24 protein-coding genes are annotated in these 26,222 nt (G+C 42.9%); 9 read left to right on the top strand and 15 right to left on the bottom strand.

What is annotated here, in order from left to right; translation table 11 throughout:
* Positions 1 to 61: 61 nt before the first annotated feature.
* Together FN961_RS18045 and ppsR are read right to left on the bottom strand one after the other, a co-directional pair.
* On the bottom strand, positions 62 to 1,126 hold the full coding sequence (locus FN961_RS18045) for a 3-deoxy-7-phosphoheptulonate synthase (RefSeq protein ID WP_144041575.1): 1,065 nt from the start codon (positions 1,124 to 1,126) through the stop codon (positions 62 to 64).
* A gap of 215 nt (positions 1,127 to 1,341) precedes the next feature.
* Complete coding sequence (ppsR, locus tag FN961_RS18040; protein ID WP_144041574.1) at positions 1,342 to 2,154, bottom strand: posphoenolpyruvate synthetase regulatory kinase/phosphorylase PpsR; 813 nt, start codon at positions 2,152 to 2,154, stop codon at positions 1,342 to 1,344.
* Positions 2,155 to 2,280: 126 nt separating this feature from the next.
* On the opposite strand from ppsR, the gene ppsA reads away from it, so the two are divergent.
* From ppsA to FN961_RS18020, 4 genes are all read left to right on the top strand, one after another.
* Complete coding sequence (gene ppsA, locus FN961_RS18035) at positions 2,281 to 4,650, top strand: phosphoenolpyruvate synthase (RefSeq protein WP_144041573.1); 2,370 nt, start codon at positions 2,281 to 2,283, stop codon at positions 4,648 to 4,650.
* 104 nt (positions 4,651 to 4,754) lie between these two features.
* Complete coding sequence (gene ydiJ, locus FN961_RS18030) at positions 4,755 to 7,820, top strand: D-2-hydroxyglutarate dehydrogenase YdiJ (RefSeq protein WP_144041572.1); 3,066 nt, start codon at positions 4,755 to 4,757, stop codon at positions 7,818 to 7,820.
* Positions 7,821 to 7,868: 48 nt separating this feature from the next.
* Positions 7,869 to 8,312, top strand: coding sequence for a DUF1285 domain-containing protein (locus tag FN961_RS18025; protein WP_144041571.1), 444 nt, complete (start codon positions 7,869 to 7,871; stop codon positions 8,310 to 8,312).
* A gap of 113 nt (positions 8,313 to 8,425) precedes the next feature.
* The gene (locus tag FN961_RS18020; protein ID WP_144041570.1) at positions 8,426 to 8,845 is read left to right on the top strand and encodes a MarR family winged helix-turn-helix transcriptional regulator; all 420 of its coding nucleotides are present in this window, start codon (positions 8,426 to 8,428) and stop codon (positions 8,843 to 8,845) included.
* 151 nt (positions 8,846 to 8,996) lie between these two features.
* Here FN961_RS18020 and FN961_RS18015 read toward each other — a convergent pair whose 3' ends face one another.
* Both FN961_RS18015 and FN961_RS18010 read right to left on the bottom strand, forming a co-directional pair.
* Positions 8,997 to 9,341: a hypothetical protein gene (locus FN961_RS18015; protein WP_144041569.1), complete on the bottom strand. Its 345-nt coding sequence runs from the start codon at positions 9,339 to 9,341 to the stop codon at positions 8,997 to 8,999.
* Between the two features lie 210 nt (positions 9,342 to 9,551).
* Positions 9,552 to 10,583 (bottom strand): Leu/Phe/Val dehydrogenase, encoded by a 1,032-nt coding sequence (locus FN961_RS18010; RefSeq protein WP_144041568.1) that lies wholly within the window; start codon positions 10,581 to 10,583, stop codon positions 9,552 to 9,554.
* Positions 10,584 to 10,839: 256 nt separating this feature from the next.
* Between FN961_RS18010 and FN961_RS18005 the strand changes: the two genes are divergently transcribed.
* The gene (locus tag FN961_RS18005; protein WP_144041567.1) at positions 10,840 to 11,283 is read left to right on the top strand and encodes a DUF4826 family protein; all 444 of its coding nucleotides are present in this window, start codon (positions 10,840 to 10,842) and stop codon (positions 11,281 to 11,283) included.
* Between the two features lie 93 nt (positions 11,284 to 11,376).
* Here the strand turns inward: FN961_RS18005 and FN961_RS18000 are convergent, their stop codons facing one another.
* From FN961_RS18000 to FN961_RS17970, 6 genes are all read right to left on the bottom strand, one after another.
* Complete coding sequence (locus tag FN961_RS18000; RefSeq protein WP_144041566.1) at positions 11,377 to 12,504, bottom strand: ribosomal protein uL16 3-hydroxylase; 1,128 nt, start codon at positions 12,502 to 12,504, stop codon at positions 11,377 to 11,379.
* A gap of 365 nt (positions 12,505 to 12,869) precedes the next feature.
* Positions 12,870 to 14,240: an adenylosuccinate lyase gene (gene purB, locus FN961_RS17990; protein ID WP_144041565.1), complete on the bottom strand. Its 1,371-nt coding sequence runs from the start codon at positions 14,238 to 14,240 to the stop codon at positions 12,870 to 12,872.
* 28 nt (positions 14,241 to 14,268) lie between these two features.
* Positions 14,269 to 14,883, bottom strand: coding sequence for a high frequency lysogenization protein HflD (gene hflD, locus FN961_RS17985; RefSeq protein WP_144041564.1), 615 nt, complete (start codon positions 14,881 to 14,883; stop codon positions 14,269 to 14,271).
* A 3-nt stretch (positions 14,884 to 14,886) separates the two neighbouring features.
* Positions 14,887 to 16,026 (bottom strand): tRNA 2-thiouridine(34) synthase MnmA, encoded by a 1,140-nt coding sequence (gene mnmA, locus FN961_RS17980; protein WP_144041563.1) that lies wholly within the window; start codon positions 16,024 to 16,026, stop codon positions 14,887 to 14,889.
* Between the two features lie 135 nt (positions 16,027 to 16,161).
* Positions 16,162 to 16,641, bottom strand: coding sequence for an NUDIX hydrolase (locus FN961_RS17975; protein WP_144041562.1), 480 nt, complete (start codon positions 16,639 to 16,641; stop codon positions 16,162 to 16,164).
* A gap of 44 nt (positions 16,642 to 16,685) precedes the next feature.
* On the bottom strand, positions 16,686 to 17,387 hold the full coding sequence (locus tag FN961_RS17970; protein WP_144041561.1) for a pseudouridine synthase: 702 nt from the start codon (positions 17,385 to 17,387) through the stop codon (positions 16,686 to 16,688).
* A 414-nt stretch (positions 17,388 to 17,801) separates the two neighbouring features.
* On the opposite strand from FN961_RS17970, the gene FN961_RS17965 reads away from it, so the two are divergent.
* Positions 17,802 to 20,024, top strand: a complete 2,223-nt coding sequence (locus FN961_RS17965; protein ID WP_144041560.1) for an NADP-dependent isocitrate dehydrogenase — start codon at positions 17,802 to 17,804, stop codon at positions 20,022 to 20,024.
* A 118-nt stretch (positions 20,025 to 20,142) separates the two neighbouring features.
* On the opposite strand, the gene cspD is transcribed toward FN961_RS17965, so the two are convergent.
* Positions 20,143 to 20,349 (bottom strand): cold shock domain-containing protein CspD, encoded by a 207-nt coding sequence (cspD, locus tag FN961_RS17960; RefSeq protein ID WP_012142231.1) that lies wholly within the window; start codon positions 20,347 to 20,349, stop codon positions 20,143 to 20,145.
* Positions 20,350 to 20,602: 253 nt separating this feature from the next.
* Here cspD and clpS point away from each other — a divergent pair, with 253 nt between their 5' ends.
* Entirely contained in the window at positions 20,603 to 20,911 is a 309-nt protein-coding gene (clpS, locus tag FN961_RS17955; protein WP_144041559.1) for an ATP-dependent Clp protease adapter ClpS, read from the top strand.
* A 36-nt stretch (positions 20,912 to 20,947) separates the two neighbouring features.
* The gene (clpA, locus tag FN961_RS17950; protein ID WP_144041558.1) at positions 20,948 to 23,206 is read left to right on the top strand and encodes an ATP-dependent Clp protease ATP-binding subunit ClpA; all 2,259 of its coding nucleotides are present in this window, start codon (positions 20,948 to 20,950) and stop codon (positions 23,204 to 23,206) included.
* A gap of 110 nt (positions 23,207 to 23,316) precedes the next feature.
* Here the strand turns inward: clpA and infA are convergent, their stop codons facing one another.
* From infA to aat, 3 genes are all read right to left on the bottom strand, one after another.
* Positions 23,317 to 23,535, bottom strand: a complete 219-nt coding sequence (gene infA / locus FN961_RS17945) for a translation initiation factor IF-1 (RefSeq protein ID WP_011865366.1) — start codon at positions 23,533 to 23,535, stop codon at positions 23,317 to 23,319.
* A 137-nt stretch (positions 23,536 to 23,672) separates the two neighbouring features.
* Positions 23,673 to 24,383 (bottom strand): arginyltransferase, encoded by a 711-nt coding sequence (locus FN961_RS17940; protein ID WP_144041557.1) that lies wholly within the window; start codon positions 24,381 to 24,383, stop codon positions 23,673 to 23,675.
* Complete coding sequence (gene aat / locus FN961_RS17935; RefSeq protein WP_144041556.1) at positions 24,373 to 25,083, bottom strand: leucyl/phenylalanyl-tRNA--protein transferase; 711 nt, start codon at positions 25,081 to 25,083, stop codon at positions 24,373 to 24,375. The genes FN961_RS17940 and aat overlap by 11 nt, the downstream gene beginning before the upstream one ends.
* Before the next feature lie 55 nt (positions 25,084 to 25,138).
* Between aat and FN961_RS17930 the strand changes: the two genes are divergently transcribed.
* Entirely contained in the window at positions 25,139 to 25,615 is a 477-nt protein-coding gene (locus tag FN961_RS17930) for an outer membrane lipoprotein (protein ID WP_144041555.1), read from the top strand.
* 85 nt (positions 25,616 to 25,700) lie between these two features.
* Here FN961_RS17930 and FN961_RS17925 read toward each other — a convergent pair whose 3' ends face one another.
* Positions 25,701 to 26,057 carry a hypothetical protein gene (locus FN961_RS17925; protein ID WP_144041554.1) on the bottom strand — a complete coding sequence of 119 codons (357 nt, stop codon included), beginning with the start codon at positions 26,055 to 26,057 and terminating at the stop codon, positions 25,701 to 25,703.
* Positions 26,058 to 26,222 lie beyond the last annotated feature (165 nt).

The raw sequence follows: 26,222 nt of genomic DNA, 5'->3' as shown, positions 1-26,222 counted from the left end.
GGTTGTAGATGTAAAAAAGGCTTCACTGCATAACAGTGAAGCCTTTTTTAAAAGAAGAGTGTTACTTATTCAATAACTCAATTCTGTCTCTTGATGCTTTCGCAAGTGCACGGATCAGTATTTCAGAATCTTCCCAATGTAGACAGGCATCGGTGATACTTTTACCGTAGACCAGTGCTTCACCGGGAACCACTTTCTGATTGCCTTCTTCAATAAAGCTCTCAGCCATGATACCGGCTATTGCCGTTGAGCCTTGACGCATCTGCTCCATGATGCTGTCTGCAACCGCAATCTGCTGACCATGTTTCTTTTGACTATTGCCGTGACTGAAATCAACCACCATGCGGTGTGACACTCCAACACTGTTTAACTGCTGCGCTGCAGAGTTAATATCCTCAGCATGGTAGTTAGGCTCTTTACCACCGCGTAAAATAATGTGCCCGTATGGATTACCACTGGTGCGGTAAACTGCCATTGCACCGTCTTTATCCGGAGAGTAGAAGATATGAGGCTCTTTAGCTGCACGTACAGCATCAATAGCGATATTGATATTGCCGTCAGTGCCATTCTTAAAGCCTACCGGACAAGATAATGCTGATGCCATTTCACGATGAATTTGGCTTTCTGTTGTACGAGCACCCACAGCGCCCCATGTGATCAAGTCTGCGATATATTGACCGTTCACCATATCGAGGAACTCAGTGGCAATAGGCAGCTTTAGCTCAGTGATCTCTTGCAGTAGCTGACGGGCTAGGCGCAAGCCTTTGTTCGCATTAAAGCTACCATCGAGATCGGGATCAGAAATTAAACCTTTCCAACCCACCGTCGTTCTTGGCTTTTCAAAGTAGACGCGCATTAAAATACACAGATCGTCTTTTAATTCTTGATGTAGAACAGACAAACGTTTTGCATAATCGATTGCAGCGCTAGTGTCATGGATAGAGCAAGGGCCAATGATCACTAGTAGTCGCTGATCATCGCCAGTTAAAATGGCTTCTACTTCGCGTCGTTGCTGCACTAAATAGTCTGCAGCATCTTGGGTTAATGGAAATTCAGAAGCTAACTTAGCAGGCGAGATAGCTTTACATAATAAAGTGGTGCGTAGTTCATCTGTTTTAATGGTCATTCATTATACCGAGCGTTCGTATGGGCATTTTGCCTGATTGCATCGGATTATAACTAATCATGACAGGATGCACAGTGCCTAACTCGGGAAAAATTAGAGTATTTATAGGTCACTGTGCAGATTAATTGCCAAATAGAGGCTTTTCTTCCGGTATAAGTCTAATGATTGAGCTAATTGGACTTAGATTATTTGCACTATTTATATCGAGAACAAATTTAGAACATGTGACGTTCAAGACCTGTTACGGCCAATATCTTGGTGGCGATCTCCTCAACCGAGTGATTCGTGGTATTCACAAACGGGATCCGTTCGCGTTTATACATCATCTCAACCTCTTTCACTTCAATACGGCACTGCCTTAATGATGAGTAACGACTGTTCTCCATGCGGCTCTGACGAATTTCATGCAGACGCTCAGGGGAGATTGTTAGACCGAATAGTTTGCTCTTATTACGTTTTAATTCATCGGGCAGTTTTAGGTTATCCATGTCATCTTCGACAAAAGGATAGTTTGCCGCTTTTATACCAAACTGCATTGAAAGGTAGAGGCTACTAGGGGTTTTGCCACAACGAGAGACCCCTAATAAGACTAAATCGGCTTTATCTATATTTTTCAATGTCTGACCATCATCGTTATCCATGGTGTAATTAATGGCATTGATACGGGCTTCATAACTCTCATTCATGTTTCCGTGGGTACGATGAACCACCGGAGAGGCCTTAATTCCCAATTGTTGCTCTAAAGGCGCCACAAAAGTGTTCAAAAAATCATAATCCAAGCCTTCGCTGCTGTAGATGATGTTTCTGATCTCCGCTTTTACGATGGAATGGAAGACCAAAGGGCGCTCACCTGTTGTAATAAAACAATCATCAATTTGAGCCTTAACTTCGTTTGCCTTAGCTTCTGTTTCTACAAACGGAATGGTAAGCGCATCAAAATCAACGGGAAATTGTGAAAGAACGGCGTGTCCAAACACCTCTGCTGTGATCGCTGTCCCATCTGAGATATAAAATACTTTACGTAACATTTCGACCTCTTGTAGTAATAAAATTACAAATAAAATTATAGATTTACGTTCGTTGTGCTGGAGTGTAAAATGCCGCTGCCCTCCTGTGAAGGGGCTACACTGAAATAAACTTGCGGAGATAGAACTGTGCAACAATATGTACTCTGGTATCAAGAATTAAGCATGGGTGACGTCAACAAGGTGGGCGGTAAGAACGCTTCTCTTGGAGAGATGATTAGCAATTTATCTAACGCAGGTGTTCAAGTGCCTGGTGGTTTTGCAACCACCTCTTACGCGTTCAATGAGTTTCTTGAACAAAGTGGACTAAACCAGAAAATATATGACATCCTAGATGTTTTAGATGTAGATGACGTGAGCGCACTGACTGCAGCCGGTGCACAGATCAGACAATGGGTGATCGATACCCCATTCCACGCTGAATTCGAGCAAGTTGTTCGCGATTCATACGACAAACTTTCCTCAGAAACTAAAGATGCTTCATTTGCAGTTCGCTCATCTGCGACTGCTGAAGATATGCCTGACGCATCATTCGCTGGCCAACAAGAAACATTCCTGAACGTTAAAGGTTATGATTCTGTCTTGGTTGCGATTAAGCATGTTTTTGCTTCTTTATTTAATGACCGTGCTATCTCTTATCGTGTACACCAAGGTTATGATCACAAAGGTGTCGCCTTGTCTGCCGGTGTTCAGCGTATGGTTCGCTCTGACACTGCAGCATCGGGTGTGATGTTCACCATGGACACTGAGTCTGGCAACAATGATGTGGTATTCATTACCTCTTCATTCGGTCTAGGTGAAATGGTTGTTCAAGGTGCCGTTAACCCTGATGAGTTTTATGTGCATAAGCCAAGTTTAACAGCTGGCCATAAAGCGGTTGTACGCCGCAATATTGGTAGCAAGTTGATTCAGATGGTTTACTCAGACGATCTTGAGCACGGTAAGCAAGTTAAGATTGAAGATGTACCTGCCGTTCAGCGCCGTGAATTCTCTGTAAATGACGAAGAAGTGATGGAGCTTGCTAAGCAAGCTATGATCATTGAAAAGCACTACGGCCGTGCAATGGACATTGAGTGGGCTAAAGACGGTAACGATGGCAAGCTTTATATCGTGCAAGCACGCCCAGAGACGGTTCGTTCTCGTGAAGATGTGCAACTGATTGAGCGTTACCACTTACAAAGCAAGAGCGATGTTATCTGTGAAGGCCGTGCCATCGGTCACAAGATCGGTAGCGGTGTTGCTAAAGTTTTATCGTCAATTGCAGACATGGATCAAATCAAAGAAGGTGATGTACTTGTTACCGACATGACAGATCCTGACTGGGAACCTATCATGAAGCGCGCAAGCGCAATTGTGACTAACCGAGGTGGACGTACTTGTCATGCTGCAATTATCGCTCGCGAACTAGGTGTTCCTGCGGTTGTTGGTTGTGGTGATGTGACTGAGCGTATCAAGAATGGTCAAGAAGTGACGGTTTCTTGTGCTGAAGGTGATACAGGTTTCATTTACGAAGGTATTCAAGGCTTTGATGTACTTCGTTCTCGCGTCGATTCAATGCCTGAATTGTCGATGAAGATCATGATGAACGTAGGTAACCCTGACAGAGCGTTTGATTTTGCTCGTCTTCCTAATGAAGGGGTTGGTCTAGCACGTCTTGAGTTCATCATTAACCGTATGATCGGTATTCACCCTAAAGCGTTACTTGAGTTTGATAAGCAAGATGCGGCGCTGCAGGCTGAAATACATGAGATGATCGCTGGTTACTCTTCTCCTGTTGAATACTATGTTGCTCGCCTCGTTGAAGGCATGGCGACTATCGCTTCGGCTTTCCATCCAAAGAAAGTGATTATTCGTATGTCTGATTTTAAGTCAAACGAATACGCTAACTTGGTCGGTGGTGACAAGTATGAGCCTGAAGAAGAAAACCCGATGTTGGGTTTCCGTGGTGCAAGCCGTTATATCTCTGAATCGTTCCGTGATTGTTTCGCACTAGAGTGTGAAGCGATTAAACGCGTTCGTAATGATATGGGGTTAAAGAATGTTGAAATCATGATCCCATTCGTGCGCACGGTTGATGAAGCGAGACAAGTGATTGATTTGTTAAAAGAGCAAGGTTTAGAGCGCGGTAAAGACGGTCTACGTGTCATTATGATGTGTGAACTGCCTTCAAACGCACTACTTGCTGATCAGTTCCTTGAGCACTTCGATGGTTTCTCTATCGGTTCAAACGATTTAACTCAGCTGACCTTAGGTCTAGATCGTGATTCTGGCATCATCAGTCACCTGTTTGATGAACGCAATGATGCGGTTAAGGCGTTATTGGCTATGGCCATTAAAGCGGCTAAAGCGAAAGGTGCTTATGTGGGGATTTGTGGTCAAGGACCATCAGATCACCCTGATTTTGCAGCCTGGTTAGTAGAGCAGGGCATTGATAGCGTATCGTTAAACCCAGATACCGTTATTGATACTTGGTTGTACCTAGGTAAACAAGACGCTTAATTTATCTTTAAATAGAATAAGCTAATCTTAAAAGCCGCTACTTAGCGGCTTTTTTTTTGTTTATACTGTTTGGCCTACACTAATAATAAATAGAAAGAACTGATATGTTGCCGATCGTTAAGTTGCCTAAATTATCCCATGAACAAACCCTTGAGCCTGTGTACCTCTCCTTCTTAGACGCTCTGGAGCAAGGTGACTTTTGCGGTGACATCGATAAAAGGTACAGTGCGCGTTTAGCACAAGCGACAGATAACTCTGTCTATCAGTTTCTTCCCCAAGCCGTTATTTATCCTAAAAGTCAGCAAGATGTCAGTATTGCATTGAGCTTAGCAGCGAAAACTGAATTCGATAAAGTAGTGTTTAGTGCGCGAGGCGGTGGAACGGGCACTAATGGTCAGTCGCTAACTCACGGCATTATTTTAGACTTGTCTCGCTATCTCAATAAAGTTATCGAAATAAATCCTGAAGAGAAATGGGTAAAAGTTCAAGCTGGTGTGGTTAAAGATGCTTTAAACGATGCACTTCGACCCCATGGTTTTTTCTTTAGTCCCGACCTTTCTACATCGAATCGCGCAACTATTGGTGGCATGGTCAATACCGACGCCTCCGGCGCGGGCTCACTGGTTTACGGTAAAACATCCGATCATGTCTTAACCTTGTCGAGCGTGCTGTATGACGGCAGTGTGCTGGACACCGAAACCGTTTCACACGACAGGCTAGAGGATATTGGCACTGTCACTCCTAATCTACTTGGGCAGAAGCTTACCCAAGAGATAGCGATGCTGTGCCGGACAAATCGTTCACAGATTGAAGCGCGCTTTCCTAAACTAAATCGTTTCTTAACCGGTTACGACTTGAAAAATGTGTGGGACTCTGAGCTTACTGAGTTTAATTTATCGCGGATTTTAACGGGCTCTGAAGGCACACTGGCAGTTATTACTGAGGCTAAATTGAATATTACGCCTCTGCCAAGTGTCCGCATGATGGTCAACATTAAATATGATTCGTTTGAATCAGCATTAAGGCATGCTCCAGATCTGGTTAAGGCTAATGCTACGGTTGTTGAAACCGTAGACTCTAAAGTGCTCAATTTGGCTCAACAAGATATTATCTGGCACTCAGTTTCTGAACTGATTAAAGATGTACCTGGCGCTGTGATTGATGGGCTCAATATGGTTGAATTTGCCGGTGATAAAGAGGAGGTTGAAGCCAAAGTCGCTGCACTGTTATTGGTGCTGGATAAACAAGTTGAAAATTCTGCTGGTGGACTACTAGGCTATCAAGTCACCAGTGATAAAAACAGCATCAATATGATCTACGCCATGCGTAAAAAAGCGGTGGGATTATTAGGGGCGACTAAAGGGCGTCGTAAACCTTTGGCCTTTGCTGAAGATACGGCAGTACCACCTGAAAAACTTGCTGATTTTATCATGGAGTTCAGAGCATTACTCGATAGTCATCAGCTGCAGTACGGTATGTTCGGCCATGTGGATGCCGGTGTACTTCATGTTAGACCTGCGCTCGATATGTGTGATGTTAACGATGAAAAACTGCTCAAAGTTGTCTCTGATCAAGTTGCCACATTAACCCTTAAGTATGGTGGTTTAATGTGGGGAGAGCACGGGAAAGGGGTAAGAGGTGAGTACGGTCCGGCGGTGTTTGGAGATGAGCTTTACGGATTACTTCAAGAGGTTAAAAGCCTGTTTGATCCTCATAATAAGCTTAACCCAGGTAAGCTGGTGGCACCAAAGGGCACTGGGGCGCTTATCTATAATGTAGAGAGCGCTAAACGCGGTAGTTTTGACCGGCAGATCCCAATCAATACGCGTGATGCATTTCCTGATGTGATGAACTGCAATGGTAACGGAATGTGCTTCAACTACAGCACGTATTCCCCTATGTGTCCCTCATTTAAAGTGACAGGTGACAGAGTTCAATCACCAAAAGGCCGAGCGGGTTTGATGCGTGAGTGGCTAAGGTTATTAGAAGCTGAAGGGGTCGATGTTGAAGCTTTGTCTAAGGCTAAACCTATAGGCTTATTACAAAGAGCGCAAAACACGTTAAAAATGGATCGTGAATATGATTACTCCCACGAAGTAATGGAGTCCCTCAAGGGGTGCTTAGCGTGTAAGGCGTGTTCATCACAATGCCCCGTTAAAGTGGATGTGCCGAAGTTCAGAGCCCAGTTTTTCAATATCTATTATCAACGATACTTGCGCCCTACAAAAGATTACTTAGTTGCAGGAATTGAAGATGTGTTGCCTCTGATGGCAAAAGTGCCAAGATTGACCAATGCCGTTTCTCAGAATCCGGTGAGTCAATGGGTGATCAAAAAAGCCATCGGTTATGTCGATGCGCCCGCACTGTCGGTTCCTACGCTTAAACAGCGACTCGATGGCCATGCAAGTCGAGGTTATGATCTTGAGGCGTTAGAGTCGATTCCTGAACATCAACGCGCCGAATATGTCTTAGTCGTACAAGATCCTTTTAACAGCTTTTACGAAGCCGGAACGGTTTATCACTTTATTAAACTAATAGAAAAAATGGGCTTAAAGCCAATATTGTTGCCCTTTAAGCCAAATGGGAAACCTATCCATATAAAAGGCTTTTTAGATAAATTTGCTAGAACAGCAAAATCTTCAGCTGACTTTCTCGCTAAAGTACACCAGCTCAATATTCCTATGGTTGGGGTTGATCCGGCCATGGTGCTCTGTTATCGCGATGAGTATCGTGAAGTGCTGGGCGATGAGTGTGGTGACTTTGACGTTAAATTGGCTAATGAGTGGTTGCTGGAAGCGATAAAAGATCGTCCGTCCAACGCACCAATCAATGAAGTAAAGCGAGAGTTTACTTGGTTTAGCCATTGTACTGAGTCCACCACCAAACCGAATACAGGTAAAGAGTGGCAGCAAATCTTCTCTTACTTTGGAGCTGATTTGAAGACAGCTAACATGGGGTGTTGTGGTATGGCAGGCACTTATGGACACGAACTAGAGAACCAACAACGATCGCAAGATCTTTTTGGCATGTCTTGGGAGCAAGCATTAAAGGCGTTGCCACAAGAGCAGATCTTAGTGTCAGGCTACTCTTGTCGAAGTCAGGTAAAGCGTTTTGGTGGGTTTAAGCCAAAACACCCGGTTGAAGCGCTATTGAGTTTAATTGTTCAATAGACAATATGGGGCTAGGTTTTGCTTAGTCTCAGCTATTTAGGAAACAGTATGAGCGATAACAACATCTCTGTAGAGCGAGCGCTTACAAAGGTCACCCAAGATGCTGAGCTTTGCTCAGAAGCTGTATTGTTTAAGATTGATGATCAAGGTCACTGGTTTTACCTTGACGAAAGTTTACCGACTAAATTTGCACGTTTATTCTCCTCTATTCTTAACTGTATTAATGGGGAATACTTTCTGATCACGCCTGTTGAAAAGTTAAAGGTTGAGGTGGCTCGTTTTCCGTTAATAGCGGTTGATTACCATCTTCTAGAGATGGGAAGAGTAGAGGTGGTCACAGCATTAGGCACTCAGTACCAAATAGACAGTATTGATGCTTTTAACGTTAAAGATGAAGAGATTACTGTGTTAGTTGACAGAGGGCTGGTAGCGAAACTAGGTCGCGCCTGTTACTATCGATATATCAACCAGTTCATAATGGTTGATGAATAAGCCACTGATAGTAAATAATTTAATATTTATGTGTAATAAGTTCTTACTAGGCCTAGTTTCTTGAGAACTAAGTGGTAATATTAAAAGAGGTGCTCAACGTGTGGAGGTGTTGATTGAAACAGACGGAAAGTTTAGGCTATCTGGTCTCTCATCTGAATGTTGATCTGCAAAACGCGCTAGATCAGAAACTCAAGCGGTACCAGTTAGATATTAAGTTATGGCCGGTTCTTTTTGCTTTGTGGCAAGAGGAGGGGATAACTCAGACTGAGTTATCGAAACGCTGTGATGTCGCAAACTACACCATGACCCGCATCTTAGATCAACTTCAGCTTCAAGGCTTCGTGACTCGCCACCAAGAGGCTGAGAATCGTCGTGCTTTTAAGATATTCTTAACGGATTCCGGTAAGGCGTTAGAGCAAGATTTAATTGTTGAAGCTGAACGTGTCAATGAACATTTTTTAGAAAATCTTTCGATAGAAGAGCGTCTTGCTTTCGTTACTTTACTCAATAAAATAAATCATTTTCCAGAATAATAATCTATTGCTGTTTGCAGTATTTATTAGGTAAATGTGTATTTCTGTATCTCCCCAAAATGGTACATAAAGTCAGTTTCGATTTAGTCGCTTAATTAATGGAAACTGGCTTAGTTTATGCTGGCTATAGGTCGGTTTTGAGGTCACTTCATTAATTCAGTAACAATAACAGTAAGCTAGAGAGTGTAAAAAATATAGCCCAGTTTTGTAATGCTTTTCTACTCTGTTTTAAGTTTTCCTTCCCTTGTTTGATGCTCGCAATTAAATTATTTTTTTTGTAGATCCTGCACACCATTAACTCGGATGAAGGGTCTATAAGTAATTGAAATTTACAACTATTACCGTCCTTTAATTGCACATTGTGTTCACTGTTTTGTCCAAAATTTAGTTTGCGTGAGACTCGCTTACCATTGATATAGACCTGCTCTAGGCCACACCAATTGCTCGCCTGAAGTTCAACAACATCCTGATTGAGATCATACTTGAAAGTAATCATACAGCTTTCCTAGGCAAGGTGACGAGCCTCTAAGTCAAGCAGACAAATATCACAATATCCAGTTCGATATGATTAATTTTCTGTTCTATTTAACTATCTCTTTGGTAGGCTTGGAAAAATAAATTTGGGCATAAAAAAAGAAGCAAAATGAATATTTTTGCCTCTGGTTATTTTACGAGCTTTCTGTTTTTTTATGACAGAATGAGGTGACTACTTTGCCGCTTCAATAATTGCGCGGGCAAGTTCATCAGCAATAGAGGAAGTGGTACAGTCTTGCTCATCTGATAGAACAAAAATACGCATAAGCGTGTCGTAGATCTCTTCCACTTTTTTCGTTGCTAGCGTGGCATCGTAATCTTTTTCAAACGATACGTTAATGATCCCACCGGCGTTAATCACATAATCTGGCGCGTACAAGATGTTCAACTCTTTAAGTTTCTCACCATGTCTGGCTTCGGCAAGTTGATTATTGGCACAACCAGCCACAATCGTCGCTTTTAGCAGCGGAATAGTCGTATCGTTAATTGTCGCGCCTAAGGCACAAGGTGCGTAGACGTCAACATCCTGATGGTAGATATCTTGGGGAGCAACAACTGTGGCACCAAATTCGGTGGAGACTCTGTCTAAAGATGTTTGATTGATATCAGTGACTATTAGTTCAGCCCCTTCTGCGTGTAGATGACGACACAGGTAGTAGCCTACGTGACCGACGCCTTGAACTGAAATTTTAAGACCTTTAAGGCTATCGATACCACGCTGATGTTTCACAGCCGCTTTGATGCCTAAGTAGGTGCCTAAAGCGGTAAAAGGTGAAGGGTCGCCACTTTTTCCTTCAAGTCCTGCCATATAAGGGGTTTCTTGATGTGCGATCATGATATCTGCTGTTGTCACGCCCACATCTTCAGCCGAGAAATATTTGCCGCCCAAACTGTTTATGCAACGGCCAAATGCGCGAAATAGGGCTTCTCTATCTTGGGTTTTCGGATCGGCAATAATAACTGACTTTCCGCCGCCCATCTCAAGACCTGCCAGTGCATTTTTATAGGTCATGCCACGTGATAAACGCAACACATCAGTCAACGCTTCGTCGTCAGATTCGTAGTTCCACATTCTACAGCCGCCAACAGCGGGGCCTAAATTAGTATTATGGATAGCAATAATGGCTTTTAAGCCGCTCTCTTTATCCTGACAAAATACGATCTGTTCATGTTCGTCAAACGAGATATGATTGAATACAGCCACGTAGCAGTTCTCCACTTAGGATTTAAACACCGGAACAATTAAAGAGTTAACCGGTTCCTTATTAAAATTATTGCAGAACGATAGCATTTAGGGATACTCTCAACAAAGCAAAGAATCGGATTAATTGTGATCTGTGTGGCAATTTTGCTTTCCACCTTACGTTAACGTCAACCGGAGTGCTGTTTATGCTCTGATCCATGTTAATTTGGGGAAGCGGTTACGGATTTACAAAATAACAATAAGATAGGAATTAAGTATGACGGAACAAGTAGACACTCAAACTCAAGCGATGGATCCTGAGCAGCAAGAAGCGTTGAGACAGCAATGGATCAAAGAGCATTTTCAGAAAGCAAACCGCTTTCTAGCTGAAAAAGGTGTGATCCCTAGTAAAGTGATTGCCGATGAAAGTCGTTACTTAGCGCCATATGTTGCGGTTTGGAAGATGGAGTCTAAACAACCAACGAAACAAACGTTTTGGGTCATGTCAGGTGATCTGCCGAGTGATTATGTGGATGTGAAAGTGGCAGGTACGGCACGCGAAGCACTACGCCATTTTTCTATGATGTGGCAGATGAAAGCTGAAAACTTGTTCAAATCAGGTGCGACGAAAGATCCAACTCAAGCAAAATTTGCTCAACTTCTCGTGTCTCGTGCAGAGAGTCTTTATCAGATCCAAGGTGATGAAAAACTTTGGGGGTAATGAGATAAATTCAATGCTGTTTTAAACAGTGAGTGAATAAAAATGGCACCGAAAGGGTGCCATTTTTAGTTTGTGCTACTGATAAAAAAAGATTCACGCTAAATAGTAAAATCCTTTATTTAACAAGCCCACAAACATCTCACTCATCGCGCTTGAACCACATAAGGTTAAGGCTTGCTGATTATCAATGATAAATGCATTCGCTAAGTGCTCAATCTCTTCCGATGTTAGCTGCTCACAAGCAAATATGTCGCCATTAATAAACAGTCGTTGCTCAGTATCACCTTCGAGCTTAATCACCTTTAAACCGCCTATTCTGTGTATCTCAGCTCCCTCAGACAGGGCATCGGTCAAATCTTCTCTCTGATAAGGGGATTCGGGATCAGATAAGTCAAGTTCAAAGCGATTCTGACTGAGCAATTGTCCTAATACGGTTTGATATTGCTCTGGTTGTTTGAGCAACTCATTGAGTAGGCTCAGCATCCCTTTTTGGTGCTCAATTGATACAGAACTGGCTGCTACTGGTTCGCTTGTTGACGTAAAGCGTTTCAGACCGGTATTAGTATCGAGCAGATGATCTGCAACACTGCTAAACAGTTCTTGCTGGCTTGGTGCCCTGAAACCAATAGAGTAACTCAGTGCGGTTGTGAGTGTTTGGGCGCAATGTGGGAATCCAGGTGGGATGTACAACATGTCACCCGCTTCTAGCACGACGTCGATGATGGGCTCAAAGTCGTCGATAAGTGCAGTGTGAGTATCGCCGCCTCTTGGGGTGTAGTTTCCTTTAGCGCCGACTTTCCAACGTCTGGTTCCTTCACCTTGCAGTAAGAAAACATCATAGTTATCAATATGAGGGCCAACACCGCCGCCGGGTGTAGCAAAAGAGACCATCAGATCATCGAAACGCCAATCTGGTATAAACCTGAAAGCTTCTATGAGTGAGGCTGAGTCAGGGAACCAGTGATTAACTGCCTGGACCAGTAACTGCCAGTTATCTTCACCAAACTGCTCGTAATCATTAATAGGGCCTTGAATGATTTCCCAGTTATTTTCCTTTGTGATGACAACCCGTGATGAGATCTCCTCTTCACATGCAAGTCCAGCAAGTTCATCTGCACTCATTGGGTCAACAAAGTTGCTAAATGCCCCTTTAATGACAAGTGGCTCTTTTTGCCAATGCGTAGATAAAAACTCACTGGTGTTGAAATTGATTTTATACATAGGGAATTGGCTTCATTTGTTGTAATACCAATCAGTATAAGAAGTTGATCTACTCAGAGTGTTTTTTGGCAAACTAATTCAAGGCGAATGAATGAGATCATGGTTGTTCCCTTGTGAGTTCACTCAACGCAGAAGTAGGCAGCCAAAAACACTCCTTACAGGCGAGTTTTAGCGCTTCTGATCCTGTGTTAACGAGCTTAACCGTAGAATAACTATGCTCTTCACTCGTTGCCTTGACTCAGGAGCGCTAAACTCTCGCTGAGCGATCAAATCTTTATACTGATTGGTATAAATGGGGTATATCAGCAATTAAAAAGCGGTAAGTGTTAGCTTACCGCTTTTTTGGGATCAAGGTTAAGCGTTGATTACTTCATTTCGTCAACGAAAGCTTCTGCACGACCAATGTAGTTAGCCGGAGTCATCTTTTTAAGCTCGATTTTAACGGTATCAGGCAATTCAAGACCATCGATAAAGGTAGCAAGTTGCTCACCATCAATACGCTTACCACGAGTTAGCTCTTTAAGCTTCTCGTAAGGCTTTTCGATACCGTAACGACGCATAACTGTTTGTACAGGCTCAGCCAGTACTTCCCAGTTTTTGTCTAGCTCAGCGCGAAGTTGGGCTTCGTTGACTTCAAGCTTACTGATCCCTTTAAGCGTTGACTGATAGGCAATAAGTGCGTGAGCGATGCCCACACCTAAATTACGTAAAACCGTTGAGTCAGTCAGATCACGCTGCCAGCGTGAAACAGGTAATTTAGAGGCAAGGTGCTGCATAAGTGCATTTGCAATACCTAAATTACCTTCAGAGTTCTCAAAATCGATAGGGTTTACTTTATGCGGCATGGTTGAAGAACCAATCTCGCCAGCAATCGTCTTCTGTTTGAAGTGACCGAGTGCAATGTAACCCCAGATATCACGGTTGAAATCAATCAACACAGTGTTGAAGCGCGCAACGGCATCAAAAAGCTCAGCGATGTAGTCGTGTGGCTCAATTTGAGTAGTGTAAGGGTTCCAGTTTAAACCTAGGCTTGTCACGAAACGCTCAGACAGTTCATGCCAGTTCACTTCTGGATAGGCTGAGATGTGTGCGTTGTAGTTACCTACAGCACCGTTAATCTTACCCATAAACTGCACTGAATTTATCTGAGCTAATTGACGTTCAAGACGAATGGCAACGTTGGCCATCTCTTTGCCTAGTGTAGAAGGAGAGGCTGGTTGTCCGTGCGTTCGCGACATCAAAGGCACTGAGCGGTGCTCTCTTGCTAGGCCTTTAATGGCATCGACAATCTGCTGACAATAAGGAACAAGCACTTGCTCACGGGCATCAGTTAGCATTAAACCATGAGATAAGTTGTTGATATCTTCAGAGGTACAAGCAAAATGAACAAACTCATCGATAGCGACAAGTTCTGCATTATCTGCAATTTGCTCTTTGATGAAGTATTCAACCGCTTTGACATCGTGGTTTGTAGTGGCTTCAATGGCTTTAATACGAAGAGCATCAGCTTCATTAAAATTGTCTTTAATGCTATCGAGAAGCGCTAATGCTGTTTCGCTAAAAGGTGGAACTTCTTCAATCTCTGGGCAGCTAGAGAGTAGCTTTAACCAGTTTATCTCGACTTGAACACGGTACTTGGTCAGGCCGTACTCGCTGAAGATCCCTCTCAATGAGGCGGTTTTACTACCATAACGACCGTCTACAGGAGAGATAGCAGTTAGTGCGGATAGTTCCATTATGAAGCTCCTTAATGAACTTAATTTATTATAGGGTAAGACTTTTGTTAGCTATATCTAGGATCGACTTTCTCGCGAAGACTAAATGTCTGCGCTTTCCACCTAGTTGGCGCCACAGTACAGCGCTGCGCATGGCAGACAGCAGTAAGGCGCGAATTTTTTCTTGTACCTGGGTTTGTTTCAGATACTCAGGATTTCCAGATATTTGAATTTTGGGCCCAAGAGAGCTGATGATATCACTGTAGATCCCAGCGAAATTAGCAACAACTTGCTCATCGGTGATCGCAAAATGGTGCAATTGGCGATGGATCTGATTGATCCTCTCGGCCAATATTCCCATGGCATTGCCACGGGAAAGTTTTCGCTCCAAGGCTAATATACCAACCAAGTAGCGAGTCACTTCTACATCTTTATCTTTGCTATCACCAAGTTGATTGACGATGAGCTGATAACCTTTATTCAGTGCCACTTTATCTGCATACACATCGGATGTGGAATCAGGGTTCGTGACGATGACGGTATTGAGACTGGCTGCTAGGCTGTCTTTGTCTGTATTACCGTGTCTGGCGATGTGCTGGACTTGTGCAATTGCTTGCAATATTCCGGCAAAAGCCATGGTGCGTTCATCTAGAAGGTCGCTCACGGCTTATTCTCTAATTAATGAATCGATGATAGCGCCGCCTAAGCAAATCTCGGCATCATAAAATACGGCAGATTGTCCCGGCGTCACTGCTGCAACAGGCTCATCGAATAAGACTTTGATTCTGTCTTCGCCTTCATAATGCAAAGTACAGGCAACATCGCGTTGACGATAGCGAGTTTTAACCGTGATTTGAGCACCGTCGCTAGGCCCTTTTCTATCGACCCAGTGCAGTTGGTCGGCATAAAAACCGACAGACATTAGACGTGGATGAGTGCCACCTTGACCGACAACCAGTACGTTTCTGTCCATCTCTTTATCGACTACATACCAAGGATCGTCATTGCTGTTTTTCATTCCACCAATGCCTAAGCCTTTACGTTGGCCTAGAGTGTGGTACATCAGCCCTTGATGGGTGCCGATCACTTCACCTTCTGATGTTTCTATATTTCCAGGCTGTGCAGGTAAGAAAGTACTGAGGAAGTCAGTAAACTTACGCTCGCCGATAAAGCAGATCCCAGTACTGTCTTTTTTATCATGAGTGATAAGGCCCATCTCTTTGGCTATCTCCCTGACTTCACTCTTGTCGAGTTCACCAACAGGAAACAGCGAGCGAGACATTTGCTCATGGCTGAGTGTATAGAGGAAGTAGCTTTGATCTTTATTGCCATCCACACCACGTAGCATCTGGCTTTGGCCACTTTCGTCACTGCGACGAACATAATGCCCCATGGCGATGTAGTCGGCGTCTAAGATTTCATCAGCAAATTCGAGGAAAGCTTTAAACTTTATCTCTTTATTACAAATGATGTCTGGATTTGGGGTTCTGCCTGCCTTGTATTCAGCCAGAAAATATTCGAACACATTGTCCCAATATTCTGAGGCGAAATTGACGGTATGCAGTTTTATGCCAAGCTTGTCACACACAGCTTGGGCATCTTTGAGGTCGTCTGCAGCGGCACAATATTCATCGGTGTCATCTTCTTCCCAGTTTTTCATGAAAAGGCCTTCGACTTGATAGCCCTGTTTAAGTAACAGGTAAGCCGAAACTGATGAGTCAACACCGCCGGACATGCCGACAATGACTTTTTTATTGTTAGTAGCAGTGGGTTCGATTATTGCCGCAGTCGTTTCGATGATTGCCATAGTTCCTAAAACCGTTGAATGTACCTTATATAGCCTGAGATTAAAGACTGCCTGTCCCATAACACCGAGCGATAAAGCCAGTGCGATAAGGATTCAAATTATCTAAAAAAGAAGCTACATTTTCGGGGGCGTATTCTAACACGCATTATGGCTAGGGGCTAACTTGAGATACTGGCTATTGAGTAGTTCTAGCGGATAGTGTGTTTTATTTCTGGCATCATCTAGACTCGAGAGCACAAGGGGGCTTCTTAAAGCAGGCTGTAGAGCAAGGATTTCATCATAGGTGAACCAGTGAGCAGCTTGTATATCAGCATCTTGAGGCGCAGTTTCAAGGAATGTTGAAATGTGGGTAAAGAAAGTAAATCTCAAGAAAGCTAAGCTTTCATCTGCACTAAATTGATAGATACCTACTAAATCTTGCACTTCAAGTTTCAGACCTGTTTCTTCAAAAATTTCACGTTCACATGCCTGAGTGAGTGACTCGCCTTGTTCGAGATGCCCAGCCGGTTGATTGTATTGAGTCACTCCATTTATGAGCTCCTCAACCATCAAGTATTTGTCTTGGCACTGAACAATACAGGCGACTGTCACATTTGGTTTATACCTTTGATTCATTGTCCCCTCCTTTAATGCTGCGATTGATGAGTTGAGGTTAATCGTTATATTGGCTTGTTTTTCATATCAATCGTCAAATATTCAGCAGGTTTGAGATCATCTAGACTCCATTTACCTATTTTATAGCGAATGAGTCTGAGAGTTGGAAAACCTATGTGTGCTGTCATCCGCCTAACTTGCCGATTGCGTCCTTCGCAGATTTGAATTTCCAACCAAGTAGTTGGGATCGCTTTGCGTTCTCGTATCGGCGGTACACGGTCCCAGACTTCTGGCTGAGGCATGATGTTAATGGTCGCTGGTAATGTTAAGCCGTCTTTTAGTTCGACACCGTGACGTAATTCATCCAGTTGAGCTTCACTTGGTGCGCCTTCAACTTGCGCCCAGTAGGTTTTAAAAGTTCGTTTTTTGGGTTCGGTCAATGCCGACTGAAGTTTGCCATCATTGGTGAGTAACAGTAAACCTTCACTGTCTCTATCTAGCCTTCCCGCGGCATATACCTCTGGAATAGGAATAAAGTCTTTTAATGTTTGACGTCCCTGTTCATCTGTAAATTGGCACAATACATCGAAGGGTTTATTAAAAAGAACAATGACGGGATTAGCCGTTTTTTCTTTACTCTTACTTGAAACAGCATGAGAGGGTTTGGCTTGGTTCTTATTAAACCAGGCGCTTCTCTTTTGATCTCCTCTTTTAGAGGCTGTTGTCGCTTTTTTGGGTTGAGGTTTTTGTTTAATAGTGTGACTCACGCTAACTAATCTTCTGGCATTGTATGACTTAATGTTTACAGTGTACTGTGCATTCGCCATTAGTGGAATTTGAATATTGCCAAGAATGTTTTATGATGTGCGCGATAAAAGTGTGATCTAAACCAAGTTGTCACAAGGTTTTGAGAAGTTCAGCTGCAAGTAGTGTGGTGTGACGTTAAGGTTTAGTGCTGTATCTTTTTGTGGGCAAACCCGCTAAAAATGGCGCTTTTCCTCATCTTGAAAGCCTCCAATATCCACGTTGGGTATAAAAATATTATCGAGTTAGGGTGTAAACCAAGACTTCTATAAAAGTGCTAATAGAAAGTACTGATGCAACTGCAGAACGTAAAAATAAGCAGTGTATAAAAATAAAATATTTTAAATTCTCTATTTTACAATAATGTAGGACGAAAAATGACCGACAATTCAACAATTATCTATACCGAAACAGATGAAGCACCAGCACTAGCGACTTTATCTTTGCTGCCTATCATTAAAACGTTTACTCAAGCGGCAGGCGTAAATGTAGAAACTCGAGATATTTCCCTTTCGGGTCGAATTATTGCAAATTTTCCAGAAAATCTTTCAGAGAGCCAAAAAATTGGTGATGCATTAGCCGAGCTTGGTGAATTAGCCAACAAGCCAGAAGCTAACATCATTAAGCTGCCAAACATCAGTGCGTCTATTCCACAGTTGAAAGCCTGTATTTTAGAGCTACAGAACAAGGGATATGATATTCCGTCATACCCAGATGAGCCTGCTAACTCAGAAGAGAAAGCGATTCAGGCTTGCTACGACAAGATTAAAGGTAGCGCGGTAAATCCAGTGCTACGTGAAGGTAACTCAGATCGCCGTGCTCCGGGTTCAGTTAAGAAATATGCTCAGAAGAACCCACATTCAATGGGTGCATGGAGCCGTGATTCTCAAAGTCATGTCGCACATATGAATGAAGGCGATTTTTACGGCAGTGAAAAGTCATTGACGTTAGCGTCTGCTGATAATGTTAACATCGTGCTTACTAAGGCTGATGGTACTGAGCAAGTGTTGAAAGCTTCACTTCCTTTGTTAGCTGGTGAAGTGATTGATGCTGCGGTATTGAGCAAGAAGTCACTTGTAGAATTTTACGAGCGTGAGATTGAAGAAGCTAAAACGCAAGGTGTGCTGCTTTCATTGCATTTAAAAGCGACCATGATGAAGGTTTCTGATCCGATCCTTTTTGGTCATGCGGTTAAAGTATATTATAAAGAGCTTTTTGCTAAGCACGCTGCATTATTTGCAGAGTTAGGTGTTGATGTTAACAATGGTTTTGGTGATGTTTATGCCAAAATCGCACAACTACCAGCCGAGCAGCAAGCCGCTATCGAAGCTGATATCGCTGCAATATATGCAACTCGTCCAGAACTGGCGATGGTTGATTCGGATAAGGGGATCACTAATCTACACGTTCCAAGTGATGTGATTATTGATGCTTCTATGCCTGCAGCAATTCGTACATCAGGCATGATGTGGGGGGTTGATGGCCAACCCAAAGACACTAAGGCGATGATCCCTGATCGTTGTTACGCTGGTGTTTATCAAGAGACTATCTCTTTTTGTAAAGAGCATGGTGCTTTTAATCCAACCACAATGGGCAGTGTGCCTAACGTTGGTTTGATGGCTCAAAAGGCTGAAGAGTACGGTAGTCATGATAAAACATTCCAAATTGAAGCAGCAGGCACTGTAAATGTGACTAACAGCCAAGGCGATGTACTGATTTCTCATGCTGTTGAAGCAGGTGATATCTGGAGAATGTGTCAGGTTAAAGATGCACCTATTCGCGATTGGGTAAAACTTGCGGTTAAACGTGCACGATTATCTTCAACTCCAGCAGTATTCTGGTTAGATGAGAGTCGCAGCCATGACGCTGAAATCATCAAAAAGGTTAACGTGTATCTTCTTGAGCATGATACTGAAGGCTTAGATATTCGCATCATGTCTCCAGTGGAAGCTACGCGTTTCACCTTAGCGCGTACGAAAGACGGCCTCGATACTATTTCAGTCACAGGTAACGTATTACGTGACTACTTAACGGATCTATTTCCAATTCTAGAGCTTGGTACAAGTGCTAAAATGCTCTCTATCGTTCCTTTGATGAATGGCGGCGGATTGTTTGAAACCGGTGCTGGTGGCTCTGCGCCTAAGCATGTTCAGCAAGTAGAGAAAGAAGGACACTTGCGTTGGGATTCGTTGGGTGAGTTCTTAGCACTTGCAGCGTCACTTGAGCATTTGAGCCAAACAACCAATAACGCAAAAGCACAAATACTTGCGGACACACTGGATGCAGCTATTGGTCAGTTTCTCGATCAAAACAAGTCACCTTCACGTCGTGTAGGCCAACTTGATAACCGCGGCAGTCATTTCTACCTTGCAATGTATTGGGCTCAGGAAGTGGCTAAGCAGACGCAGGATCTGGAGCTAAAAGCACAGTTTGCTTCCCTTGCTGAATCATTGACGAACAATGAAGTGAAAATTGTCGATGAGCTTAACTCTGCACAGGGACCGGCTGTTGATCTAGGTGGTTATTATCGTTTGGATGCAACTAAAGCCGCGGCAGAAATGCGCCCAAGTGTGACTTTAAATGCATTATTTACTGCTTAAATGAATGTTCTTTGCGAAGAAAATAAATTTTCTTCGCAATCTTTTTTTAACATTGGTTTTTTGCAGATAATAAAAAGGCAGGGATAATCCCTGCCTTTTTTGTTTTACATCGCCTAGATTAATTCGTTGGCGAAATAGCTGACGCGTGCATCCCTTTTGGCCCTGCTTCTACTTCGAATTGGACAGGCTGGCCTGCTTTTAGCGTTCGATAGCCTTCCATTTCAATGGTAGAATAGTGTGCAAAAACGTCTTCACCACCAGCTTCAGGGCAGATAAACCCGAATCCTTTGGCGTTGTTGAACCATTTAACAGTTCCGTTTGCCATACTTCCACTTCCTTCTGTTGTCTACTTGCCAGTAAGATAGTAAAACTAAATAATTAAGCGGGTACAAATTACCGCCTGTTGAACAGAATGAAAGCAGTCAGTTTGTATGTCAAGGATAATTTAACAAAAGAGCAACATTTAAGTATATAACCTGTTTCAATTAATGAGTTAGATATTAGATTGAAGAAGAAATTTATTTATTGAATAATCTCATTAATTGGTAGAAGCGATGACTAGAGGCTAATATTGAACCATGGGTAAAGCAGGAAATATTGACCACGTTGAAGAACGTGTAGAATCAGAATTAATGTCCCCTTCGATGTACAAGGTGATTTTGAATAATGATGACTATACCCCAATGGATTTTGTGATTGAGGTATTACAGGTCTTTTTCAAGAAAAATGAAGAGCAAGCGACAGATATCATGCTTGCAATCCATCATCAAGGAAAAGGAATTTGTGGGATTTTTCCCTTTGGAATCGCAGAAACTAAAGTTGCACAAGTAAATCAATTTGCAAGACAAAAGCAACATCCGTTACTGTGTTCATTAGAGAAAGCCTGAATTGGGTTATTTTAGTTGTAAATTTAGGGGGTGCTTATGTTAAATAAAGATCTTGAAGTCACCTTGAATCTGGCTTTCCAGCAAGCCAGAGATGCCCGTCATGAATATATGACGGTGGAACACCTGCTGCTCGCCTTAATAGATAATCCAGCTGCACAAGAAGCCTTAGTGGCCTGTGGGGCAAATCTTGATAAATTAAGAGAGGATGTATCTAATTTCATTCAGCAAACGACGCCTATTATCGCCGATCCTGAAGATGATAGAGAAACTCAGCCAACGTTAGGTTTCCAGAGAGTATTACAAAGGGCTGTATTTCATGTCCAGTCATCTGGTCGTAACGAAGTGACTGGCGCTAATGTGCTCGTGGCTATTTTTAGTGAACAGGAATCACAAGCTGTTTATCTTCTGCGTAATGGTGAGGTGACGCGCCTAGACGTGGTTAATTTTATCTCTCATGGTGTATCTAAAGATGAAATTGAGGATGGTTCTCAGCAAGATCGAATAGAAGATCAGACTGAGAATGATGAGGAAAAAAGCAAACTTTCTCAATTTGCTGCGAATTTGAATGAATTGGCTATTCAGGGAAATATCGATCCATTGATAGGGCGGAGCGATGAAATTGAACGCTCTATCCAAATTCTCTGCCGAAGAAGGAAAAATAATCCTCTTTTAGTCGGTGAGGCTGGAGTCGGTAAAACGGCAATAGCCGAGGGATTAGCGTACCGAATTGTAAAAAATGAAGTCCCAGAAGTGATGAGTAAAGCCACTGTATATTCCTTAGACTTAGGGGCTTTACTGGCGGGTACAAAATACCGTGGGGATTTTGAAAAACGTTTTAAAAGCTTGTTAAAAGAGCTTGAAAGAGATGAAGATGCCATCCTATTCATCGATGAAATCCACACGATTATCGGAGCCGGCGCGGCTTCAGGTGGAGTCATGGATGCATCTAATCTGCTAAAACCGCTGTTGTCTGGTGGTAAACTAAGATGCATGGGGTCGACGACTTTCCAAGAATATCAAAGTATTTTTGAGAAAGACCGAGCATTGGCAAGACGTTTCCAGAAAGTCGATATTAATGAGCCTTCAGTTGCTGAGACAACAAAGATCCTTCAAGGACTTAAGTCAAAGTACGAAGAGCATCACGGGGTGAGATATACCGTGGCTGCGTTGAGTATTGCGGCGCGTCTTTCTGATAAGCACATTAATGATCGTTACCTTCCTGATAAAGCGATAGATGTTATTGATGAAGCTGGGGCACGTATGGCGATGCAACCTGCAAGTCGCCGGAAGAAGACCATAGGACAGAGCGAGATCGAAGCGATTATCGCTAAGATGGCGCGTATTCCTGAGAAGTCGGTATCAGCGACTGACAAAGATATGCTTAAGAACCTAGACCGTAACCTTAAGATGGTCGTGTTCGGTCAAGACAAAGCGATAGAGAGCCTTAGCTCTGCCATTAGACTGTCTCGAAGTGGATTAAGTGGTGAGCATAAGCCGGTAGGCAGTTTCTTATTTGCAGGACCGACCGGAGTGGGTAAGACTGAGGTGACTAGCCAATTGGCCAAATGTCTCGGGCTCAACTTGGTTCGTTTTGACATGTCTGAGTATATGGAAAGTCATACGGTTTCACGTCTTATCGGTGCGCCTCCTGGTTATGTGGGTTATGACCAAGGTGGCTTGTTAACTGATTCAGTTATTAAGAATCCACATTGTGTTGTGCTATTTGATGAGATTGAAAAGGCGCATCCTGATGTCTATAACTTGCTTTTGCAGGTGATGGATCATGGTATTTTGACTGATAATAATGGTCGAAAAGCCGATTTCAGGCACGTGACCATAGTGATGACCACCAATGCGGGTGTGCAGGAGACGGTGAGAAAGTCGATTGGCTTTAAGCAGCAAGATCATAGTCAAGATGCATTGTCTGAAATCAATAAGGTGTTCTCACCTGAATTCAGAAACCGCTTGGATGAGATTATCTGGTTCAACCATCTTGATCTGACCGTTATTGCAAAAGTTGTCGATAAGTTCCTCGTCGAACTTCAAGCGCAACTGGATGAAAAAGGGGTTACCTTATTTGTCAGTGATGAAGCCAGAACCTTACTCGCAGAGAAAGGATACGACAAAGCGATGGGTGCAAGACCTATGGCGCGCGTGGTCACAGAGTTGATTAAACGACCATTAGCTGACGAGATCTTGTTTGGAAAGCTTGAGAAGGGTGGGGTAGCCAATGTGGATATCAAGAAAGATGAGATCACCATCTCAGTTGAATCACTTGAGAAAGTAAATACTTAGATTAATTTTTAGGTATGAAAAAAGGCTGCAATTGCAGCCTTTTTTAATTCGATACTTTCAAGAAAGTAAAAAACCGGCACCGCCGGTTTTTAAAATCTGTTTAAGCTAACTTAGCGTGAACGGAAGACGATGCGACCTTTGCTCAAGTCATAAGGTGTCAGCTGAACCGTAACTTTGTCACCGGTCAGAATTCGAATGTAGTTTTTACGCATTTTACCTGAGATGTGTGCGATCACAACGTGACCGTTCTCTAGCTCTACACGAAACATTGTGTTCGGCAAGGTTTCAAGGATCGTGCCTTGCATCTCAATGTTGTCTTCTTTCGCCATTAATCAGTTATCCTGTTAGCCTTCAAGTTTTAAATCGGGCATATCATGACGTAAAATCCCCTTGCTGTAAAGAGAATGTATAGGCAAGAATGATATTTCATATTAGGATAAATATTAGGCGTAAATTGAAATTGCAGTTATTCATCAGATATTTGCTGCCATCCATTGGTCGTTAATATCTGATAGGGTAAGTAGCTTCGTTTGTAATTCATTTTTCTTGATTCGTCGATTTGATAGCCGAGGTAGACAAAATCTTTATCCATCATCTTTGCTAAGCGGCATTGGAGAAGAATAAGCAGTGATCCTAATGATCGTTTATGCTCATTAGGACAGAAAAAACTGTAGATTGCAGATAAGCTATTTGGCATCACATCCGTCACCGCGACGCCAATTAAGGCATCACCATCCCAAAGTTCAATATATTGAGGCTTGAGCCAGCTTGAATTGATAAAGTGCTGATATTGCTCTTTGGATGCAGGATACATGGGGCCATCTTGGTGTCGTTCGTTTATATAACGCTCATACAGGTTGTAATGATATTCCTGTTGTTCGTCGACCACTTTCCAAATAATGTCTTTGTTGTTCTTTAGGGTGCGTTTCTGGCGTCTTGAAGGGGTAAATTGCTTGGTCGGTATTCGAATGGGTAAACAGGCATTGCAGTTGGGACATTGAGGCTTGTAGATTGTGCCACCGCTACGTCTGAACCCTAAAGCCAGTAATCGCTCGAATAGTTCTAGACCGATAGGATCTTCCTGAAGGACTAATAATTGTTCAAGTTGATTGTCGAGATAACTGCAAGGAAAAGTCTGTGTCACTCCAACGGAGATAGGATGCGATTTAAAGCTCAAGTGATACCTCTGATTCGACCCAAGTGTTAGGCGCGACACTGAGATCTCTAAAACGTTTGAGTAAATTGAGAAAGTCTTTTCTCTTTAATGCTGTTGCACCTAATGATGCTAAATGTGGGTTCATTACTTGAGCATCAATAAGTTTAAACCCTTGTTTTAATAGATGCTGATGCAAGAATAACATGGCAGCTTTAGAGGCATTAGTCTGAGTGTGGAACATGGACTCACCACAAAATACTTGGCCTATTGCTAATCCATATAAGCCTCCAATCAGTTCATCATCTTGCCAGACTTCGACAGAGTGGGCTTGGCCCAATTCATGAAGCTTAATGTATGCATTTTGGATCTCTGGCGTTATCCAAGTTCCGTCTTGTGACGATCTAGGTGCGGCACAGCCTTGAACGACTTCAGTGAAAGCTTGATTAATACTGTAACGCCAGGTTTTTTTCCTAAGATATTTAAGCAACGAACGACTGATTTTCATTGTACCGGGTACAAACACTGCTCGTGGATCTGGAGACCACCAAAGAATAGGGTCATCAGCGTTAAACCAGGGGAAAATCCCTTCGTAATAGGCATTGAGCAAGCGTGCGGGTTGCAAGTCACCACCCACAGCCAACAGACCATTAGGATCGGTGAGAGCAAATTCCGGAGAGGGGAACTGCTCGAGTTCTTGATTTAAATAAGACAGTGAGTTCACAATTGAGTAAGATTATCTTAATTAGGCTTTATTATAAGTTAGCGGAAAAACGATTATGTTGAAACCATGGATCACGACCTTAGTCTTCGTTTGTCTATTTATTAGTGTATTTAACACCGTGGAAGCCGGATATAAACGAAATCAAGCAGTAGCCGTTGAGCAAGTTCAATATGGCAACATTATTTCAGTGAGAAATATCACGCAAAAGCAGTTAGTCGAAGATCGGAACCAAGGTTGGAAAACCTTTGGCGGTGCGTTAGTGGGGGGCGTGGTTGGTCACCAGTTTGGTGGTGGTAGCGGTCAAGATGTCGCGACCGTTCTTGGTGCTTTGCTTGGAGCTGGGATCGGAAATAACTATGGAAACAACGATTACTACCAAGAATTGAAATTAGTCGAGTTAATGATCAAACAAGAAGATGGTGAGCAGGTGATGATTCTTCAGGACCTTGACCCTGGTATGATCTTTAATGCAGGCGACGATGTCAGAGTGGTATACCTAGCTGGCAGCGTGAGAGTTGATATCGCGATGTAGCGTTGAGATTATTCGCTTAAAAAATAATAGGTGTTAAAAAGGAGCCAGAAGGCTCCTTTTTATTGCTTCTCTATTTTTAAAAAAGTTAGAAGCCGCGAGGTAGTTGGCCTTTGCCAGCCAGTTTTTCACGCCATAGCTCTTTTGGCGTTTTTCCGCCATGGGCATTAGCAGGTGCTGCTTTTTTTGCCGCAGGTTTAGTCGCTGCCTTTGCTTTCGCCGTTTTTGCAACTGGTGCAATTTTCTTTTCTGCTGTCGTTTTTACGGCAGGAGTTTCGCCAGATAGTTCGGTAAGCATACTTTCTAGCTCACTAAAGCGGAGTGACTTACCACCATCGATTTTGTACCAGCTACCTTTTTGCTCGATCGTTACAGCACTTCCTTGTTTAGTCGCAAGGGCAGACTCCAACGTGCTGATCACTTCTTCTTTGGTCAGTTTTGACATAGTTATAACCTATTTCTTTTAATGTTTACTTGAAGGTTTCGGGGGATTTTATAGGTGAAACTGGTAAAAAGTCCAATTTTCACTGCAAATCTACTGCATTTGTCTATTTAATTGACATATTGAGGTTCAAATTAACATTCTCTATGCAGCTCCTTGATCACATCA

The organism is Shewanella hanedai (assembly GCF_007197645.1).
Lineage (GTDB): Bacteria > Pseudomonadota > Gammaproteobacteria > Enterobacterales > Shewanellaceae > Shewanella > Shewanella hanedai.
The sequence above is the reverse complement of the archived record's forward strand: the minus strand, read 5'-3'. Positions and strand labels throughout refer to the sequence as shown.

What these genes read in the sequence shown, in the direction of transcription:
- FN961_RS18045 (WP_144041575.1), bottom strand. Translation starts at nt 1,126, where the DNA reads ATGACCATTAAAACAGATGAACTACGCACCACTTTATTATGTAAAGCT.
- ppsR (WP_144041574.1), bottom strand. Translation starts at nt 2,154, where the DNA reads ATGTTACGTAAAGTATTTTATATCTCAGATGGGACAGCGATCACAGCA.
- ydiJ (WP_144041572.1), top strand. Translation starts at nt 4,755, where the DNA reads ATGTTGCCGATCGTTAAGTTGCCTAAATTATCCCATGAACAAACCCTT.
- FN961_RS18025 (WP_144041571.1), top strand. Translation starts at nt 7,869, where the DNA reads ATGAGCGATAACAACATCTCTGTAGAGCGAGCGCTTACAAAGGTCACC.
- FN961_RS18015 (WP_144041569.1), bottom strand. Translation starts at nt 9,341, where the DNA reads ATGATTACTTTCAAGTATGATCTCAATCAGGATGTTGTTGAACTTCAG.
- FN961_RS18005 (WP_144041567.1), top strand. Translation starts at nt 10,840, where the DNA reads ATGACGGAACAAGTAGACACTCAAACTCAAGCGATGGATCCTGAGCAG.
- FN961_RS18000 (WP_144041566.1), bottom strand. Translation starts at nt 12,504, where the DNA reads ATGTATAAAATCAATTTCAACACCAGTGAGTTTTTATCTACGCATTGG.
- purB (WP_144041565.1), bottom strand. Translation starts at nt 14,240, where the DNA reads ATGGAACTATCCGCACTAACTGCTATCTCTCCTGTAGACGGTCGTTAT.
- mnmA (WP_144041563.1), bottom strand. Translation starts at nt 16,026, where the DNA reads ATGGCAATCATCGAAACGACTGCGGCAATAATCGAACCCACTGCTACT.
- FN961_RS17975 (WP_144041562.1), bottom strand. Translation starts at nt 16,641, where the DNA reads ATGAATCAAAGGTATAAACCAAATGTGACAGTCGCCTGTATTGTTCAG.
- FN961_RS17965 (WP_144041560.1), top strand. Translation starts at nt 17,802, where the DNA reads ATGACCGACAATTCAACAATTATCTATACCGAAACAGATGAAGCACCA.
- cspD (WP_012142231.1), bottom strand. Translation starts at nt 20,349, where the DNA reads ATGGCAAACGGAACTGTTAAATGGTTCAACAACGCCAAAGGATTCGGG.
- clpS (WP_144041559.1), top strand. Translation starts at nt 20,603, where the DNA reads ATGGGTAAAGCAGGAAATATTGACCACGTTGAAGAACGTGTAGAATCA.
- clpA (WP_144041558.1), top strand. Translation starts at nt 20,948, where the DNA reads ATGTTAAATAAAGATCTTGAAGTCACCTTGAATCTGGCTTTCCAGCAA.
- infA (WP_011865366.1), bottom strand. Translation starts at nt 23,535, where the DNA reads ATGGCGAAAGAAGACAACATTGAGATGCAAGGCACGATCCTTGAAACC.
- FN961_RS17930 (WP_144041555.1), top strand. Translation starts at nt 25,139, where the DNA reads ATGTTGAAACCATGGATCACGACCTTAGTCTTCGTTTGTCTATTTATT.
- FN961_RS17925 (WP_144041554.1), bottom strand. Translation starts at nt 26,057, where the DNA reads ATGTCAAAACTGACCAAAGAAGAAGTGATCAGCACGTTGGAGTCTGCC.